This window comes from Bacillus cereus group sp. RP32 (assembly GCF_040459735.1).
Lineage (GTDB): Bacteria > Bacillota > Bacilli > Bacillales > Bacillaceae_G > Bacillus_A > Bacillus_A wiedmannii.
On sequence record NZ_JARVHO010000001.1, the window covers coordinates 1,758,371 to 1,775,774 of the forward strand.

Here is a 17,404-nt window from a genome sequence, read left to right on the forward strand (position 1 = left end):
TACGGTATCAGGGCTTTTTTTATTTGTGGGCAAATATAAAGGTTTGTGAAATGAATTAGGCGGGTGCCCGCAAAATGCCCGAAAAAAGTCATGTGGATTATTTAAAATGCGTGCTAGCTATGAATGAAAATGTGGAAGTTGAAATATGGTGTGGATGTATTTAATTCGAAAATTAAGTATTGAAAAATATAGTACCTTGCAATGAATAATACTAAGTGGTATATTATGGATATAACGGGTACCGTGTATTGAATAGTACTGAAATGAGAAAGGGGGATTGACCTTGAACGTTCAGTTTAAAAAAGGCGTGTTAGAACTGTGTGTTTTAGCACTTGTGAAACGTAAAGATTGTTACGGCTATGAACTTGTTCAGCAAATCTCAAATAAATTTTTAATATCGGAAGGGTCAGTGTATCCTTTATTACGTCGTTTAACGAAAGAAGGATATTTTCAAACGTATTTAAAAGAATCTACAGAGGGACCGCCTCGTAAATATTATCAACTAACTGAGCAAGGGGAAACACAACTGAATTTGTTAGTAACGGAGTGGCGTGATTTTGCAAAAGGCGTACAAGAAATTATTGAAGGGGTGGAATGGGATGAGTAAAGAACAGTTTCTTAAAGAATTATCAAGTCATCTTAGAAAGTTACCGGAAGAAGAGAGGAAAGATATTTTATTTGATTATGAAGAGCATTTTCAGTTTGGAATAGAAGAAGGAAAAACTGAATCGGAAATAATAAAGGGCCTTGGCTCTCCGAAAGTAATTGCAAAAGACTTACTTGCTTTGTATCGCTTTGACGAAATGAAAAAGGACCCATCAACTACCAATATAACAAGGGCTGTTATAGCAGCGATTGGACTTAGTTTGTTTAATTTTATTATTGTGTTAGGCCCGTTAGTTGCAATTATTACTTTTATATTTTCCTTCTGGCTCGGTGGAATTGCTAGTGTAGTGACACCATTTTTCGTTATTGGAAAAGTATTTATGGGTACTTTTATATGGTTGGATTTATTCGTTAGTATAACGTTTGTTGGAGTAGGTTTGTTGTTATGTATGATCGCTTATTATAGTACGAAGTGGTTTAAAAAGTTATGCGTACGTTATGTAATATGGAACTTCAAAATGATAAAAGGGGAGTAGATGATGAAGAAAATATTGTTAGTAGCTATCGCTTGTATCATTATTGGAGTAATAGGGATTTCACAAACATATGAAAAAGCAGTGCAAACTGCAGAAGAAGGAAATAAAGAAGACGTAATTAAAAACGAAACACTAAAAAATATAGAAGTTAAGTTAGATGCTGGGGATATTGTTGTCCAAAAATCTCCCGACTCTTCTCTTTATGTAAAGCAATCAGGAGATGTACGTAAACACGAGGTTCGTATTGCCGAAGATGGTGACACATTAAAAATTATTGGGGAAAGAGAAAAAGGTGCTTCATTTGATTTTTCTTTTTACGATTTTAGATTTCAAACGTCTACAATAACTCTCCTTGTGCCTGAACGTTCATACCAAGAGATAAAAATAAATTCATCAGCTGGACAAATAGAAATAAGTGATGTGAAAAGTGATTGTGTAAGTGTTGGGACACTCGCTGGAGAAGTAGATTTGAAAAATGTCACAGCAAAAAGTGTGGAAGGATCTTCAAAAGCTGGTGAGGTGAGCTTTAAGAAGGTAATAGGAAAAGTAACTGCGAAGTCGGCTAGCGGGGAAGTGCATATTATGGATCATGATCCTAAATATGATGTAGAGGCAAGTTCAACCGCTGGGGATGTAAATATTACTTTATTAGAAAAACCACAAGATACAGTTATAACTGGGCAAAGTGCTGCTGGCGAAGTAATGATTTTTAATGAAGAAAATAAAAATATAACAATTGGCAATGGTAGTAAAAAGATTAGTGGTAAAACAGCTGCTGGCGATGTGACGATTGAAACTCGTTCATAAGAAATAAAATGTATGAAAATCTATCAAAATACAAAAAAAGAAGATAATTACCGTATATAAATAAGGTAATTATCTTCTTTTTTTATTCTTAATGTAAATCACGATATACGCCAATTACTTTTCCAATAACTGACACTTGTTTTAAAATGATAGGTTCTAATGAAGAGTTTTCCGGTTGTAGACGGAAATGGTCTTTTTCTTTATAGAAACGTTTAACAGTTGCTTCGTTATCTTCTGTTAAAGCGACTACAATTTCACCGTTGTATGCAGACTGTTGTTGGCGAACAACAACTAAATCCCCATCGAAAATACCAGCTTCAATCATACTATCTCCGGAAATACGTAACATAAATACTTGGTCTGCTCCAGCAACAATGCTAGCTGGAAGTGGGAAATGATCTTCTACACTTTCAACTGCTGTAATAGGTAATCCAGCAGTAACTTTTCCGACAATTGGAACTTGAATAACAGATTGTGTCTCTGTATCCATTCGGTTGTCACCTAAAATTTCAATTGCTCGTGGTTTTGTTGGATCGCGTCGAATATATCCTTTTTCTTCTAGTCGTGATAAATGTCCGTGCACTGTAGAACTAGAAGCGAGGCCGACTGCTTGACCGATTTCACGTACGGAAGGTGGATATCCTTTTTCTTGTACTTTTAGCTTAATAAAGTCGAGAATGTCTTGCTGGCGTTTCGTTAACTTTTCCATGTTTTCTAACACCTCGTTTTCTTTCATTTTTCTTATTAATAAGTATAACATGCGAAAAAACATTCTACAAACATAAGTTCGAACGAAAGACGAATTTATGATACACTATAAGGAAAATATAGTGAGAAAGAAGGGTTCAATATGAATGCAATTATTTATGCACGTGTGAGCACAACAAAAGAAGAACAGGAAACATCATTATTGCGTCAAAAAGATGAATTATTGCATTTAGCTGAGCGCTATCAAATGAATGTTGTAAAGGTGATTGAGGAGCAGGCTAGTGGTTATACAATTGAACGTGATGGCATATTAGAAGTGCTAGATACAATTCGCGATGAACAAGTTGATGTACTTCTCATACAAGATGAAACGCGCCTTGGTAGAGGGAATGCAAAGATTGCATTAATGCACTGTTTACATAAAGAGGGAATAAAAGTATATACGCATACGCATAATGGAGAATTAGAACTCTCTGACTCTGATTCGATGGTACTAGATATAATTGGGATTGTTGAAGAGTATCAAAGAAAGATCCACAATTTAAAAATTAAACGTGGCATGCAAAGAGCGGTAGAGAAAGGATTTCGTCCAGAGAATAATTTGAAAAATCGTCATTTAAGTATAGGACGTGAGAAAAAAGAAGTGCCAATTGAGGAAATTGTACGTTTACGCCGGAATGAATTAACTTTTGAAGAAATTGCAGCAACACTTCGTGGTTTTGGTCATGATGTTTCAAAAGCAACTGTACATCGAAGATATGTAGAATATACAAAGCAATTGCTTGATAAAGAGGACTAACTATTGTATGATAATAATCAGTTTTGAGTAAAAGGGGGATTCGAGATGCAAAGTCACGAACTCATTGAACGCATTAACTTCTTAGCGAAAAAAGCAAAAGCTGAAGGTTTAACTGAAGAAGAACAACGTGAGCGCCAATCGCTACGTGAACAATATTTAAAAGGATTTCGTCAAAATATGTTAAACGAACTTAAAGGAATTAAAGTTGTTAACGAAGAAGGTACTGATGTTACACCGGCGAAATTAAAAGCTTTAAAAAAGCAAGATAATGCAAAATTAAACTAAAAGATGGGCGAAGCCCATCTTTTTTATTTATTATATCCGTTATTTAATAACTTTCCAGTTGTTATTGACTGTTGCTTCTATCTTTTTGTGCTTCAATATATAGTTAGCGATAAGTTCAGACATATCTGTTGGTATGTCTTTTATTACGGGCTTATTTTGAAACATAAAGAAGTTCCCTCCGCCACTTGCGCGATAATTATTCATAACGACGTCATATTCTTCATTCATATGAAGTGGAGCGCCTTTATATTGTAAGGATTCTACTCTCTCGCCAATTGGTTTGGAAATGTTTAATACGTACGAAATTCCTTCCCACATATCGTAATTATAGTGTTGCGGCTTTGGTTCTATGTAGGTAGGGTTTACGATGATAGTTCCATCTGCTTTTAATATGAAATAAGAAGCAGAGAGTTCAAGGGCATCTTTTATATCCGCTCCAGTTATTCTAATTACTTTTAATGTATTTGGATAAATATAATTAGAAACGATGTCACGCATTGTTACATATTTCGGGAAACCTGGAGATGTATTATGGAATAAGCTTGTACAAGAAATGGAAACATTAGCTATATCCATCTGTATTTTATTTATGAATTCAATAAAAGGATGGTCTTGCAAACGAGTTTGCATAGCATCTGAAATTTGCATGTTCCCATAGATTACTCCAATAGGTTGATCGAGCCAATTTTGTGTTTTTTCTTCATAATCGGCAACCAAGGAAAGAATATGTTGGTCAGCCTCAATTCCTTGTACGGGCAATAATTGTGAATCACTCTCTTTTTTTACCCATTTTTTTTCTGTTTTTTCGAATGTTACTGTTACTTTTCCAACGGAGTGTCCATTGCATCCAGTCTGTAAAATTGTTACACCATTCATTACGGTGTGAGCGATTTCCCGGTGTTGGTGGCCTGTTAGTAAAATGTCTATGCCTTCAATTTCATGGCACATTGCATATCCTTGGTTTTCACCTGTTAAAACTTCAGTCGGTACCCCAGTTTGTAAATCGCGTTCAAATCCCCCATGGTAGGCTACGACTAATAAATCGGGTTTCTCGTGTTCGCGAATGTAAGAAACCCATCTTTTTGTTGTTTCTAATCCATCTTCAAATTGTAAATCTTGAATGTGATGGGGTTGTTCCCAATTGGGAATGTAATGCGTTGTCATCCCTAAAATAGCAATTTTTATATTTGATTCAATATGTTTTATTATATATGGTTTCCCGAAATAAGGTTCTTTTCTGTTTTTATCTAAAATATTTGCTGATAGATACGGAAAGTTTGCAGTAGAAATAGCATTATTTAATATGTCCATTCCATAATTAAATTCATGATTCCCAATAACTGCAGCATCATAACGTAAATAGTTCGCTAATAAAGACATTGGATTTTTCTTATCTTCTTCATATGTAGCGTAATGATAAGTAAAGGGTGTTCCTTGTATGAAGTCACCGTTATCAATTAAAAGAACGTTTCTATTTTGGGAACGTTCTTTTTTTATAAGAGTAGAAATTTTGGCTAAACCAATTTCAGCTTGGGAGTTATCTTGGTAGTGAATTGGATAAACAGTGCCATGTATATCACTTGTTAATAAAATGTTTAAAGTTACAATTTGATTTGGATTCAATATCATTCACCTTTTCTATTGTTATCTACTAATTAAGCATATCAAATATATGAAGAGAATTTTAATGAGAATGTATAGAATGTGTAAAGATTCTGTAAATAAGAAAATATATGTGAAAATGTGTGATATATTTCTTCATGTTTACGGAAGGCAATTTTATAACAACAAAATTGGAGGCATTAATATATTGAAAAAAGTTTTTGCAATGAGTACGACAGTTGTACTAGCGGCGGGATTATTAAGTGGTTGTGGAACGAAAGAATCAAGTGCAAGTAAAACTGAAGATACGAAAAAAGGTTATGTACCGAAGACTTTAAATGTTCAATTTGTTCCTTCTCAAAATGCAGATACGTTAGAGGCAAAGGCAAAACCATTGGAAAAGTTATTAAGTGATAAATTAAATGTTCCGGTAAAAGTTAGTATTTCAACGAATTACAATACAATTGTAGAAGCGATGGCGTCTAAGCAAGTAGATGTAGGGTTTTTACCTCCAACAGCGTATGTGCTAGCGCATGAGAAAAAGGCTGCAAACGTAATTTTACAAGCACAACGTTTTGGAGTAGATGATGAAACGGGAGCTCCTACAAAGGATTTAGTAGACTTTTATAAATCTGAGTTTGTAGTTAAGAAAGATTCAAATATTAACAGTGTAAAAGATTTAAAAGGTAAAAAAATTGGTTATCAAGATGTAACGTCATCAGCGGGGTATGTATGGCCTGCGGCTGTATTGTTAAAAGAGGGGATTGATCCGCTAAAGGATGTGAAACCTGTTACATTAAAAGGTCACGATCAGTCGCTGATTGCTCTTTTAAATGGTGATGTAGATGTATCTGTTGTATTCCAAGATGCTCGTAATATTGTGAAAAAAGATTATCCGAATATATTCGATCAAACGAAAATAGTGAAATTTACGGAAAAAATTCCTAACGATACGATTTCGGTACGTTCTGATTTAGATGCAGAGTGGAGTAAGAAATTACAAGACGCTTTCATTGAAATAGGAAAGAATGAGGAAGGTCACAAAATCATTAAAGAAGTATATTCACATGAAGGATATGTTAAATCTGATGATAGTAAATTTGATATCGTTCGTGAATATGGAAAGAAAGTAAAAACGCAATAATACATATGGAAATGGCAGCTAACTGGAAGGTGTATGTTTCCAGTTAGTTTGCCATTTTGAATACATAGAAGGTAGGTAAGATGTGTGATAGAATTTCGAAATGTTTCCAAAATGTATCCGAATGGTACAAAAGGATTGAATAATATAAACTTGAACATTCAAAAAGGTGAGTTTGTTGTAATGGTAGGGCTGTCGGGGGCTGGAAAGTCTACACTTCTTAGATCGGTAAATCGCCTTCATGAGATTACAGAAGGAGAAATCTTGATTGAAGGTGAGTCTATTACTGCTGCGAAAGGAAAAGAATTACGACGCATGCGCCGGGATATTGGTATGATTTTTCAAAGTTTTAACCTTGTAAAACGATCAACGGTTTTGAAGAATGTATTAGCTGGGCGTGTTGGATACCATTCGACTTTTCGTACAACGTTAGGTCTATTTCCAAAAGAAGATTTGGAGCTTGCCTTTCAATCGTTAAAAAGGGTGAATATTTTAGAAAAAACATATGCGCGAGCTGATGAATTATCAGGAGGACAACAGCAACGTGTATCGATTGCTAGAGCGTTGGCACAAGAAGCAAAAATCATATTGGCAGATGAACCTGTTGCGTCGTTAGATCCGCTAACAACAAAGCAAGTATTAGATGATTTGAAAAAAATTAATGAAGATTTTGGGATTACAACAATTGTAAACTTACATTCTATTGATTTAGCTAGGCAATATGCGACACGCATTATTGGATTACATGCAGGCGAAATTGTTTTTGATGGTTCAGTAGAAGAGGCAACGGATGAAAAATTTGCTGAAATTTATGGAGACGTAGCGCAGAAAAGTGAATTATTAGAGGTGGCAGTTAAATGAATGACGCGACGATATATTCGAAATCGATACCGAAGCCGCCGAGTAAGTTGAAACATATGTTAACGGCTATTCTAGTCATTTTACTGTTGTGGGGAAGTAGTGTACAGGTCGACGCATCATTTTCAAAACTAGTAGTTGGTTTTCCTAATATGATTGATTTGTTAAAAGAGATGGTGCCGCCTGATTGGAGTTATTTTCAAGTTATTACAACAGCGATGTTAGATACAATACGTATGGCGATTATTGGGACGACTTTAGGGGCGATTTTAGCTATTCCACTGGCACTATTTGCGGCAAGTAATGTGTTTACTAGTACATTTTTGTACGGTCCAGCTCGATTGGTTTTAAATTTTATCCGAACGATACCAGATTTATTATTAGCGGCAATTTTCGTAGCTATTTTTGGAATAGGACCACTTCCAGGTATTTTAGCTCTTACTTTTTTCTCAATTGGGCTCGTGGCGAAATTGTTGTATGAGTCAATGGAATCGATTGATCCAGGTCCATTAGAGGCGATGACAGCAGTAGGAGCAAATAAAGTGCAATGGATTGTGTATGGGGTAATTCCGCAAGTGAAAGCACATTTTGTCTCCTATGTTCTTTATACATTTGAGGTGAATGTACGTGCAGCAGCTGTTTTAGGTTTAGTAGGAGCGGGTGGTACTGGGTTGTATTATGACCGTACACTTGGATTTTTACAATATCAACAAACTGCATCTATTATTATTTATACTCTTGTTGTTGTATTGTTAATTGATTATGTAAGTACATTGTTGCGGGAGAAATTATAATGAGTAAAACGACGATAATTGTACCAAAACCGAAGAAACCGAGTGTGTATCGCTGGTTTATTTTTATAGCACTTGCATTTGTTTATGTATGGGCTTTTTCAGGAGTCCCGCTAGAGGGAATAAAGGATACGGCAGGAGAAATTACAAAAGCAATTATGACAGGTGTATTGAATCCAGATTGGTCGTATGTATCTTTGCCAGATGGTGAAGATTTATTACATGGTTTAATTGATACGTTGGCAATTGCGATATTAGGCACATTTATTTCTGCCTTTTTATCTGTTCCATTCGCTTTTTGGGCGGCAACGAATATGAGCAGTGGAAAATTAACGGCAGGAACTGGGAAATTTGTACTTAGTTTTGTTCGTACATTTCCTGAATTAGTTATGGCTCTTTTATTTATAAAAGCTGTTGGACCAGGCTCCTTTGCCGGAGTTCTAGCTTTAGGATTACACTCTATCGGAATGTTAGGGAAGTTATATTCAGAAGGAATTGAAAATATAGATAAAGGACCGACGGAAGCGTTAATAGCTACAGGTGCGAATCGCTTTCAAATACTTTGGTATGCAGTATTGCCACAAGTATTACCGGATTTTCTATCGTATACGTTATACAGGTTCGAAATTAATGTACGATCCGCTGCCATTTTAGGTGTTATTGGAGCAGGTGGGATTGGTACGCCTCTAATTTTTGCACTGAGTTCACGCAATTGGTCTCGTGTGGGGATTATTTTATTGGGTATCATTTTAATGGTAATTATCATTGATTTTATTTCAAGTTCGATACGGAAGAAAATTGTATAATTTATTTTAAGCACCTATAAAAGGTGCTTTTTTATATAATAAGAATAATAAATGTGAGCAATAGGGGGGATAATTTGGCTTTACAGCACGAGTTTGTATTTGTTTCGAATGAAAAAAAAGGGTTGGATTTTATAGGTATAGATTGGATTGAACTTTGTTTTCTATATAAAGAAGAGGCAACGATAGATGAGTGTGTTGTATTAAGTGATGAGCTAATCGTATATCTATTAGATTTTACCCATTGGATTCCGACCTATTATCCAGCGAAAAGAGCAGAAGGATTTGGAATTCACTATTATGGTATTACGAAAATAGAACAGCAAGGGGCAGTGATAGCAGAACAGTTATTTTGTTCGCTAGTTAACATGTTTTCTCTAGCGCCAGAAACAATCGAACTGACAGGGCAGTTTCAATGGGAAAATGATAATAATACTGATGGAGAATATGAAAGATACGTATTTGATCGAGATAAATTATGCCAAGATTTAAATTCTTTTATTCGTTTGCTTTGCAGAGTGAAAAAAGGGGAAGGATATATTTTGCATTATGGAATTTGAAAATGATGAATAAATATACAGATAATTCCCTTTCTTTTTAAAATAACAATAATGAAAAAGTATGTCATATTGAATACCCATACATTCCCGAAATCATTGATTTTTTTATGGAAAACCAAAAAAATATCAACATATTTGTCGATACATGTTGTATAATCTTGCGTGGGAAGCTATCATATAAATGTATAAAACGTTTACTAATATAAGCGAAGGGAAGAATAGCATGTCACATTCAATCGAACAACTTTCTATCAACACGATTCGCACATTATCCATCGATGCGATTGAAAAAGCAAACTCTGGTCACCCAGGAATGCCAATGGGTGCAGCACCAATGGCTTATACATTATGGACTCAATTTATGAAACACAATCCAAATAACCCAACGTGGTTTAACCGTGATCGTTTCGTATTATCTGCAGGTCATGGTTCAATGTTACTATACAGCCTACTTCACCTATCTGGTTATGATGTAACAATGGATGACTTAAAGAACTTCCGTCAATGGGGAAGCAAAACTCCAGGACATCCTGAGTACGGTCATACAGCAGGTGTAGACGCAACTACTGGTCCACTTGGACAAGGTATTGCAACTGCTGTAGGTATGGCAATGGCTGAAAGACATTTAGCGGCTAAATATAACCGTGATGCGTATAATGTAGTAGATCATCATACATACGCTATTTGTGGTGATGGGGATTTAATGGAAGGCGTTTCTGCTGAAGCATCTTCATTAGCTGCTCATTTACAATTAGGTCGTCTTGTTGTGCTTTATGATTCAAACGATATTTCATTAGATGGCGATTTAAATCGTTCATTCTCTGAAAGTGTAGAAGATCGTTACAAAGCATACGGATGGCAAGTAATCCGTGTTGAGGATGGAAACGATATTGAAGCTATCGCGAAAGCAATCGAAGAAGCGAAAGCTGACGAAAAACGCCCAACGCTAATTGAAGTAAGAACGACAATTGGTTTCGGTTCTCCAAACAAATCAGGAAAATCAGCTTCACATGGTTCTCCACTTGGTGTAGACGAAACAAAATTAACGAAAGAAGCATATGCTTGGACTGCTGAGCAAGACTTCCATGTAGCAGAAGAAGTATATGACAACTTCCGTAAAACTGTACAAGATGTTGGTGAAACTGCGCAAGCAGCGTGGAACACTATGCTAGGTGAATATGCACAAGCATACCCAGAATTAGCAAACGAATTACAAGCGGCAATGAATGGTCTTCTTCCAGAAGGTTGGGAGCAAAACTTACCAACTTATGAATTAGGATCAAAAGCAGCAACTCGTAATTCTTCAGGTGCTGTAATTAATGCAATTGCAGAGTCTGTACCATCATTCTTCGGTGGATCTGCTGACCTTGCTGGTTCTAACAAAACATACATGAATAACGAAAAAGACTTTACAAGAGATGATTACAGCGGAAAAAACATTTGGTACGGTGTACGTGAGTTCGCAATGGGTGCAGCAATGAACGGTATTGCACTACATGGCGGTTTAAAAACTTACGGTGGTACGTTCTTCGTATTCTCTGACTACTTACGTCCAGCAATTCGTCTTGCAGCATTAATGCAATTGCCAGTAACGTATGTATTCACACACGACAGTATCGCTGTTGGTGAAGATGGTCCAACACATGAACCAATCGAGCAATTAGCAGCGCTACGTGCAATGCCAAATGTATCTGTTATTCGTCCAGCTGATGGTAACGAATCTGTTGCAGCTTGGAGACTAGCTCTAGAATCTACAAACAAACCAACTGCTTTAGTATTAACTCGTCAAGACCTTCCAACATTAGAAGGTGCAAAAGAAGATACGTATGAAAAAGTAGCAAAAGGTGCATATGTAGTTTCTGCAAGCAAGAAAGAAACAGCTGATGTAATCTTACTTGCATCTGGATCTGAAGTAAGTCTAGCTGTTGAAGCGCAAAAAGCGTTAGCAGTAGACGGCGTTGAAGCAGCTGTTGTCAGCATGCCATCTATGGATCGTTTTGAAGCTCAAACAGCTGAGTACAAAGAATCTGTATTACCAAAAGCAGTAACAAAACGTTTCGCAATCGAAATGGGTGCTACATTCGGATGGCACCGTTACGTAGGTCTTGACGGAGATGTGTTAGGTATCGATACATTCGGTGCTTCTGCTCCTGGTGAGAAGATTATGGAAGAGTATGGATTTACTGTAGAGAACGTTGTTCGTAAAGTAAAAGAAATGCTTTAATGATTTTAGAAAAATCTCTCCGGCATGGAGAGATTTTTCTATGTAAATGAGTTTTTTCGACAGAAAAAGTTTTTTATCTCTCCGCAGTCAGACAATCATTGCAAAATTTCTTCTATATAATGAAGGGAAAAGTTTGTCCAGATTGGGAGGCGAAAGATGAAAACGTATGAATTGTATTTAATTCAAGAGGATATTGCGAAAGCTTACTTTGGTCGTGAATATTTGTTTTTTGATTTATTTGCTAGATTTTCAGAATCTGGGTCCCTTTCGGAGAAAAAAGTGTTATATAAACAAATGATGTATATAACGATGCCATTACAAGTAATGAAAATTCACCATAAATTAGAACAAGCTTTGCGCGTTCTTGGTAAATATGATCGAACACATCATACACATACACTTTATACAGGAGCGGAATACGGCGAAATAATGGTGAAACCGCACTATATTCGCATGAATACCTCTGGAAACGTTTCTATGGAAACGACTTTCTTTGAGGTGTTAAGAAAGTGTGAATTAACATTTTTAGCTATGGATTATGCAAATACAAAGTACGGATGGCTGAATCCTCTAAAACAAGTACGAACATATGTGTAAAAAATGTCGAATTGTATCTTGTCTTATTGAAAAGGTTTTAGTACACTGTAAGGTAGACAACATGAAGGAGGAAAATATATGCCAATTTGGTTAGGTATTCTAGTGGGCGTAGTAGCACTAGTAGCAGGCGTGGCGTTAGGATTTTTCATTGCCCGCAAATACATGATGAACTACTTAGAAAAAAATCCACCAATTAATGAACAAATGTTAAAAATGATGATGATGCAAATGGGACAAAAACCTTCCCAAAAGAAAATCAATCAAATGATGAGCGCGATGAGCAAGCAACAAACGAAATAAGCGCTAAAAGACACTCGCTAAGAGTGTCTTTTCTTTTTGTTAGTTATGCAGTTTAAAACTTTTAAAAATTCTGTATTTTTGGTAAACTGAAAACATCGCTCATTTTAAGGGAGGAGGATAAAAATGAAGGTATTTATTAATTTAGCGTGGTTTTTTAAACAAGAAAAACGAGCGTACATAATCGGAATTATTATGTTATTTGGTGTCGCGCTTCTTGAACTTGTAGCTCCGAAAGTACTAGGTATTGTAGTAGATGAAATTAATAATGGAACATTAACATCTGAAAAATTGTTGAAGTGGGTTATTCTGTTAGTAGTTGTAGGGATTACTATGTACATATTACGTTATTTATGGCGTATTATGATTTTTGGATCTTCGTTAAAACTAGCCCGTCAATTACGAAAGAATTTATATGAACATTTTACAAGGATGAGCCCATCTTTCTATCAATCACGTCGTACGGGTGATTTGATGGCGCATGCGACTAATGATATTCAGGCGATTCAACAAACTGCTGGATCGGGCGTTTTAACACTGGTTGACTCATTAGCGGTTGGGGGATGTGTACTCGTAGCGATGGGTTTTACAATTAGTTGGAAGTTAACATTGTTAAGCTTAATTCCAATGCCGATTGTAGCGATTTCGACAAATTATTATGGAACTTTATTACATAAAAGGTTTCATAAAGCGCAGCAATCGTTTTCAGAAATCAATGATAAAGTGCAAGAGAGTATGAGTGGGATGAAGGTAATTCGATCACTTGGACAAGAGAAAGAAGATTTACAAGCATTTCGAAAAAAATCAGAAGATGTTGTACATAAAAATATGTTAGTCGCACGTATTGATTCGTTGTTTGATCCAACAATCTCTCTTATCGTTGGATTTTCTTTTTTAATTGCAGTGTGTTACGGGTCAGTATTAGTTGTGAGGGGTGAATTAACTGTAGGTGATCTCGTTACATTTACAACGTATTTAGGTACCCTCGTTTGGCCAATGTTAGCCTTTGGATGGTTGTTTAATATTATGGAGCGTGGGCGTGCTTCGTATGACCGTGTAGAAAAAATTCTCTCGCAAAAATCAGATGTAGTAAATAGAGAAGATGCTGTACATAAAGTAGCAAGCGGTGATGTTACATTTGCGGTCGATTCATTTTCATATAAGAAAAATGAACTGTTACAGCTAATAGATGTTCACTTTGATTTGAAGAAGGGGGAAACACTAGGAGTTGTCGGACGTACAGGAGCAGGGAAAACGACTTTATTAAAATGTTTAATCCGTGAGTATGATCATTTTAGTGGTGAATTAAAAGTTGGGGAGCGGGATATTCGCGATGTAACACTTTACGGTGTCCGTTCTGCCATTTCATACGTGCCGCAAGATCATTTTTTATTTTCAGCGAGTATTGGGGAGAATATTGCCTTCGGAAAGGCGGATGCTACATATAATGAAATAACCCGCGCTGCAGAGATTGCTTGTATTCATAATGACATCCTCCAATTTTCAGAAGGGTATGAAACGGTAGTAGGAGAAAGAGGCGTTTCGTTATCTGGAGGCCAAAAACAGAGAATCTCTATTGCACGTGCTTTATTAACAAATGCGGAAATTTTAATTTTAGATGATTGTTTATCAGCGGTAGATGCAAAAACAGAAGAAACGATTTTAAATGCATTAAAGAGGGAAAGAGCAGGAAAAACAACGATTATTACTGCTCATCGTTTGAGTGCAATTCAACATGCCAATCTTATACTTGTTGTGGATGAAGGCAGAATTGTGCAACGAGGTACACATGAACAATTAATGAAAGAAAACGGTTGGTATAAAGAAATGTACGAGAGCCAGCAGTTAGAAGCATTGGTCGAGAAAGGAGGCGTATGATGACCGAGAAGAAGCGGAGTGATTTAAGTAGATTACTTTCTTATATGAAGCCATATAAAAGGTTACTATCTTTAGCATTTATCTTTTTAGTTGGTGCAACTGTAACTGAAATGATGGGTCCTTTTTTAATTAAACAATTTCTTGATGAACATTTAGTACCACGTAACTTTGATCAATCAGCACTTGTTACTCTATTTGTAGTGTATCTTATTGCTCACTTATTAAAAGTATTATTTACTTATTTAGACTTATTGTATTTTCAAAATATCGCTTTTAAAATTGTTCAAGATATGCGTGTTGAAGTATATAATCATGTTCAAAAGTTGTCATTAAGTTTCTTTGATCGTACGCCGATTGGTACGCTTGTATCGCGCATAACGAATGATACGGAAGCAATTAAAGATTTTTATGTCAGTGTATTATCCACATTTGTCAAAAATGTAGTCTTTTTAATAGGTATTTTAGTAGCAATGTTTTTATTAAATGTAAAACTAGCTCTATTTTCTCTCGTATTAATTCCGATAATGTTTGCAATTATGGTGCTATATCGTCGGAAGAGTGCAGCCTTTTATTTAGAAGTACGTAATCAATTAAGCGTGTTAAATGCAAAGTTGAATGAGTCCATTCAAGGAATGAATATTGTTCAAGTGTTCAGGCAAGAAAAGCGTATGAGAAAAGAGTTTGAAGAAGTGAATAATAAACATTATAGTGCAGGGCGACGGACGTTAAAGTTAGACGCGTTACTTTTACGTCCAGCAACTGATTTAGTTCATATTGTGGCTATTGCGTTAGTACTTGGTTTATTTGGCATTGATGCTTTGAAGAGTCCTGTTGAAGTAGGTGTCTTATATGCGTTTGTTAACTATATACATCGTTTCTTCCAGCCTGTAAATGAGATGATGATGAAATTATCATTTTTCCAACAGGCACTTGTTTCATCATCACGTGTATTTCATTTAATGGATGAGAAAGATTTAGCTCCAGTTCAAAAAGGGGATGGAAATCCTCAAGTTGTTAATGGAGAAATTGAATTTAAAAATGTTACTTTTTCGTATGATGGAAAACGTGATGTTTTAAAAAATGTATCTTTTCACGTGAAACAAGGGCAAACAGTTGCTTTCGTTGGGCACACTGGTAGTGGAAAAAGTACTATTATGAATTTGTTAATGCGATTTTATAATATTAAGTCCGGAAATATTGTAATAGATGGTGTAGATTTAGAGAAATTTGAAGAAAGAGAAATTAGAAAGAAAATAGGACTCGTATTGCAAGATGCATTTTTATTTGCGGGAAATGTAAAACAAAATATTCGTATGTACAATGAAGAAATTACGGATGAAGAAGTAAAAGAAGCGGCACAATTTGTGCAAGCGAATACGTTTATTGAAAAATTACCAGAGCAGTATGAAACGGAAGTAGTAGAAAGAGGAGCTGCATTTTCTAGTGGTCAACGACAATTAATTGCTTTTGCTAGAACGATAGCAACGAATCCGAAAGTATTAGTATTAGATGAAGCAACAGCTAATATTGATACAGAAACAGAAGATGCGATCCAAACAGCATTACAGCAAATGCGAAAAGGGAGAACGACTATAGCAATTGCACACAGATTATCTACAATTCAAGATGCAGATCAAATTTTTGTTATGCATGATGGAGAAATAGTAGAAAGAGGAACACATCAAGAATTACTGAGTGAGCAAGGGTTGTATTATAATATGTATTTACTACAAAATAAAGGAAGTTTACAAAAGGCCTTGTAATTATAAGGCCTTTTTACTTTGTTTATAAAATATGTTTACTCTCAATATCTATAATATAAACGTCGTGACCCTTTATTAAAGTTGTACATATTGTATGTATACGAAATGAAAAAATTGATAGGAGCTTTTATATGCAAGATAGATCTAGTTCAAATATTACGTTTATCGATGTGTCTCATTGGGAAGGGAACATTGATTGGAATGCAGTGAAGGGATCGGATCGGGTATTTCAGCGGCGTATGCAAAAGCGACAGAAGGTGTGAATAATCTTGATCCTACTTTGGTTCAAAATGTACAAGCAGCACGAAATGCGAATGTATTAATCGGTGCATACCATTTTGCACATCCAGAACTAAATGATGCAATTTCAGAAGCGAAACATTTTGTGAACATATTACAAAGCAATCAGACAGACTTAATGCCAGTTTTAGATTTAGAATCACCGATAGATCCGAGTAATAGTAATTTAACTGGTACTGCTATATCTAATTGGGCAAGAAGTTTCATAAATTATGTGAAACAGGCTACTGGAAAAGATGTCATGTTATATACAGGAGTTTGGTATATTAATGAGTTTGGAATTAACGGATTAAGCGATATTCCACTTTGGATTTCTAAATACTCTAGTACGCCGCCTGCTGATGCTGGTGGATGGACAGAGTGGACAGCATGGCAATACATAGATTCTGTTCAAATTTCAGGTGTAGTAGGAAATTGTGACGTATCAGCAGCGGTTTCATTAGAAGCTTTGCAAGGAAATGGAACAAATGGTGGTGGAAATGTTTCTCCACCTAGTACTGCTACTACAGTCTACGGCGTTGCTGTAATTAAAGGTGATAATGTAAATTTACGGAGTGGACCATCTTTACAATCTAGTGTAATTCGCCAGCTAAATAGAGGAGAATCATATGAAGTTTTGAATGAACAAGATGGTTGGCTTGCTTTAGGTGGAAACGAATGGATATACTATGATCCAAGTTATATTCAGCATGGTGTACAATAAAATGCACGTAAAAGGTATCTCGCCTGAGATGCCTTTTATTCTGCTATTTGCGGGCAGCCTGAAACAATCAGTGGGGAATGGGGAAAATCGCTTATTAAAGTCTCGCTTCATTAAAAATATGTGATTTTTACAAAGTGTATATTGAA

Annotated in this window: 17 protein-coding genes and 1 pseudogene; 16 read left to right on the top strand and 2 right to left on the bottom strand. The window is 35.7% G+C overall.

The features are described from left to right. Positions 1-283 precede the first annotated feature (283 nt). From QCI46_RS09160 to QCI46_RS09170, 3 genes are read left to right on the top strand one after another with little or no spacing between them, the layout of a single operon-like run. Entirely contained in the window at positions 284-607 is a 324-nt protein-coding gene (locus QCI46_RS09160; RefSeq protein WP_001102620.1) for a PadR family transcriptional regulator, read from the top strand. Further along, positions 600-1,142, top strand: a complete 543-nt coding sequence (locus QCI46_RS09165; protein ID WP_353840005.1) for a DUF1700 domain-containing protein — start codon at positions 600-602, stop codon at positions 1,140-1,142. Before QCI46_RS09160 ends, QCI46_RS09165 begins: the two co-directional genes overlap by 8 nt. Beyond that, positions 1,143-1,949 carry a DUF4097 family beta strand repeat-containing protein gene (locus QCI46_RS09170; RefSeq protein ID WP_353840006.1) on the top strand — a complete coding sequence of 269 codons (807 nt, stop codon included), beginning with the start codon at positions 1,143-1,145 and terminating at the stop codon, positions 1,947-1,949. A gap of 88 nt (positions 1,950-2,037) precedes the next feature. Here the strand turns inward: QCI46_RS09170 and lexA are convergent, their stop codons facing one another. Beyond that, positions 2,038-2,658, bottom strand: a complete 621-nt coding sequence (lexA, locus tag QCI46_RS09175) for a transcriptional repressor LexA (RefSeq protein ID WP_000413737.1) — start codon at positions 2,656-2,658, stop codon at positions 2,038-2,040. A gap of 141 nt (positions 2,659-2,799) precedes the next feature. Between lexA and QCI46_RS09180 the strand changes: the two genes are divergently transcribed. Beyond that, positions 2,800-3,456: a YneB family resolvase-like protein gene (locus QCI46_RS09180; protein WP_046956545.1), complete on the top strand. Its 657-nt coding sequence runs from the start codon at positions 2,800-2,802 to the stop codon at positions 3,454-3,456. A gap of 45 nt (positions 3,457-3,501) precedes the next feature. Continuing rightward, complete coding sequence (locus QCI46_RS09185; protein ID WP_001190582.1) at positions 3,502-3,741, top strand: DUF896 domain-containing protein; 240 nt, start codon at positions 3,502-3,504, stop codon at positions 3,739-3,741. A 39-nt stretch (positions 3,742-3,780) separates the two neighbouring features. Here the strand turns inward: QCI46_RS09185 and QCI46_RS09190 are convergent, their stop codons facing one another. Next, positions 3,781-5,364: a bifunctional metallophosphatase/5'-nucleotidase gene (locus QCI46_RS09190; RefSeq protein WP_353840007.1), complete on the bottom strand. Its 1,584-nt coding sequence runs from the start codon at positions 5,362-5,364 to the stop codon at positions 3,781-3,783. Between the two features lie 184 nt (positions 5,365-5,548). Between QCI46_RS09190 and QCI46_RS09195 the strand changes: the two genes are divergently transcribed. From QCI46_RS09195 to QCI46_RS09245, 11 genes and pseudogenes are all read left to right on the top strand, one after another. Beyond that, complete coding sequence (locus QCI46_RS09195) at positions 5,549-6,487, top strand: phosphate/phosphite/phosphonate ABC transporter substrate-binding protein (RefSeq protein WP_088064232.1); 939 nt, start codon at positions 5,549-5,551, stop codon at positions 6,485-6,487. A gap of 84 nt (positions 6,488-6,571) precedes the next feature. Beyond that, complete coding sequence (phnC, locus tag QCI46_RS09200; RefSeq protein ID WP_087982021.1) at positions 6,572-7,345, top strand: phosphonate ABC transporter ATP-binding protein; 774 nt, start codon at positions 6,572-6,574, stop codon at positions 7,343-7,345. Beyond that, on the top strand, positions 7,342-8,136 hold the full coding sequence (gene phnE / locus QCI46_RS09205) for a phosphonate ABC transporter, permease protein PhnE (RefSeq protein ID WP_353840008.1): 795 nt from the start codon (positions 7,342-7,344) through the stop codon (positions 8,134-8,136). Before phnC ends, phnE (QCI46_RS09205) begins: the two co-directional genes overlap by 4 nt. Then, complete coding sequence (gene phnE / locus QCI46_RS09210; RefSeq protein ID WP_048565869.1) at positions 8,136-8,939, top strand: phosphonate ABC transporter, permease protein PhnE; 804 nt, start codon at positions 8,136-8,138, stop codon at positions 8,937-8,939. Before phnE (QCI46_RS09205) ends, phnE (QCI46_RS09210) begins: the two co-directional genes overlap by 1 nt. Before the next feature lie 74 nt (positions 8,940-9,013). Continuing rightward, entirely contained in the window at positions 9,014-9,496 is a 483-nt protein-coding gene (locus tag QCI46_RS09215) for a coproporphyrinogen III oxidase (RefSeq protein ID WP_353840009.1), read from the top strand. A 223-nt stretch (positions 9,497-9,719) separates the two neighbouring features. Further along, positions 9,720-11,720, top strand: coding sequence for a transketolase (gene tkt, locus QCI46_RS09220; RefSeq protein WP_353840010.1), 2,001 nt, complete (start codon positions 9,720-9,722; stop codon positions 11,718-11,720). A 156-nt stretch (positions 11,721-11,876) separates the two neighbouring features. Continuing rightward, positions 11,877-12,317: a sporulation inhibitor of replication protein SirA gene (sirA, locus tag QCI46_RS09225; protein WP_353840011.1), complete on the top strand. Its 441-nt coding sequence runs from the start codon at positions 11,877-11,879 to the stop codon at positions 12,315-12,317. A 78-nt stretch (positions 12,318-12,395) separates the two neighbouring features. Then, positions 12,396-12,617 carry a YneF family protein gene (locus tag QCI46_RS09230; RefSeq protein WP_001123316.1) on the top strand — a complete coding sequence of 74 codons (222 nt, stop codon included), beginning with the start codon at positions 12,396-12,398 and terminating at the stop codon, positions 12,615-12,617. Positions 12,618-12,740: 123 nt separating this feature from the next. Next, on the top strand, positions 12,741-14,492 hold the full coding sequence (locus tag QCI46_RS09235; RefSeq protein WP_048544175.1) for an ABC transporter ATP-binding protein: 1,752 nt from the start codon (positions 12,741-12,743) through the stop codon (positions 14,490-14,492). Then, positions 14,492-16,255: an ABC transporter ATP-binding protein gene (locus QCI46_RS09240; protein WP_098048197.1), complete on the top strand. Its 1,764-nt coding sequence runs from the start codon at positions 14,492-14,494 to the stop codon at positions 16,253-16,255. The genes QCI46_RS09235 and QCI46_RS09240 overlap by 1 nt, the downstream gene beginning before the upstream one ends. Before the next feature lie 131 nt (positions 16,256-16,386). Beyond that, positions 16,387-17,246 (top strand): annotated as a pseudogene (locus QCI46_RS09245) (GH25 family lysozyme); the annotation flags it as partial. Positions 17,247-17,404 lie beyond the last annotated feature (158 nt).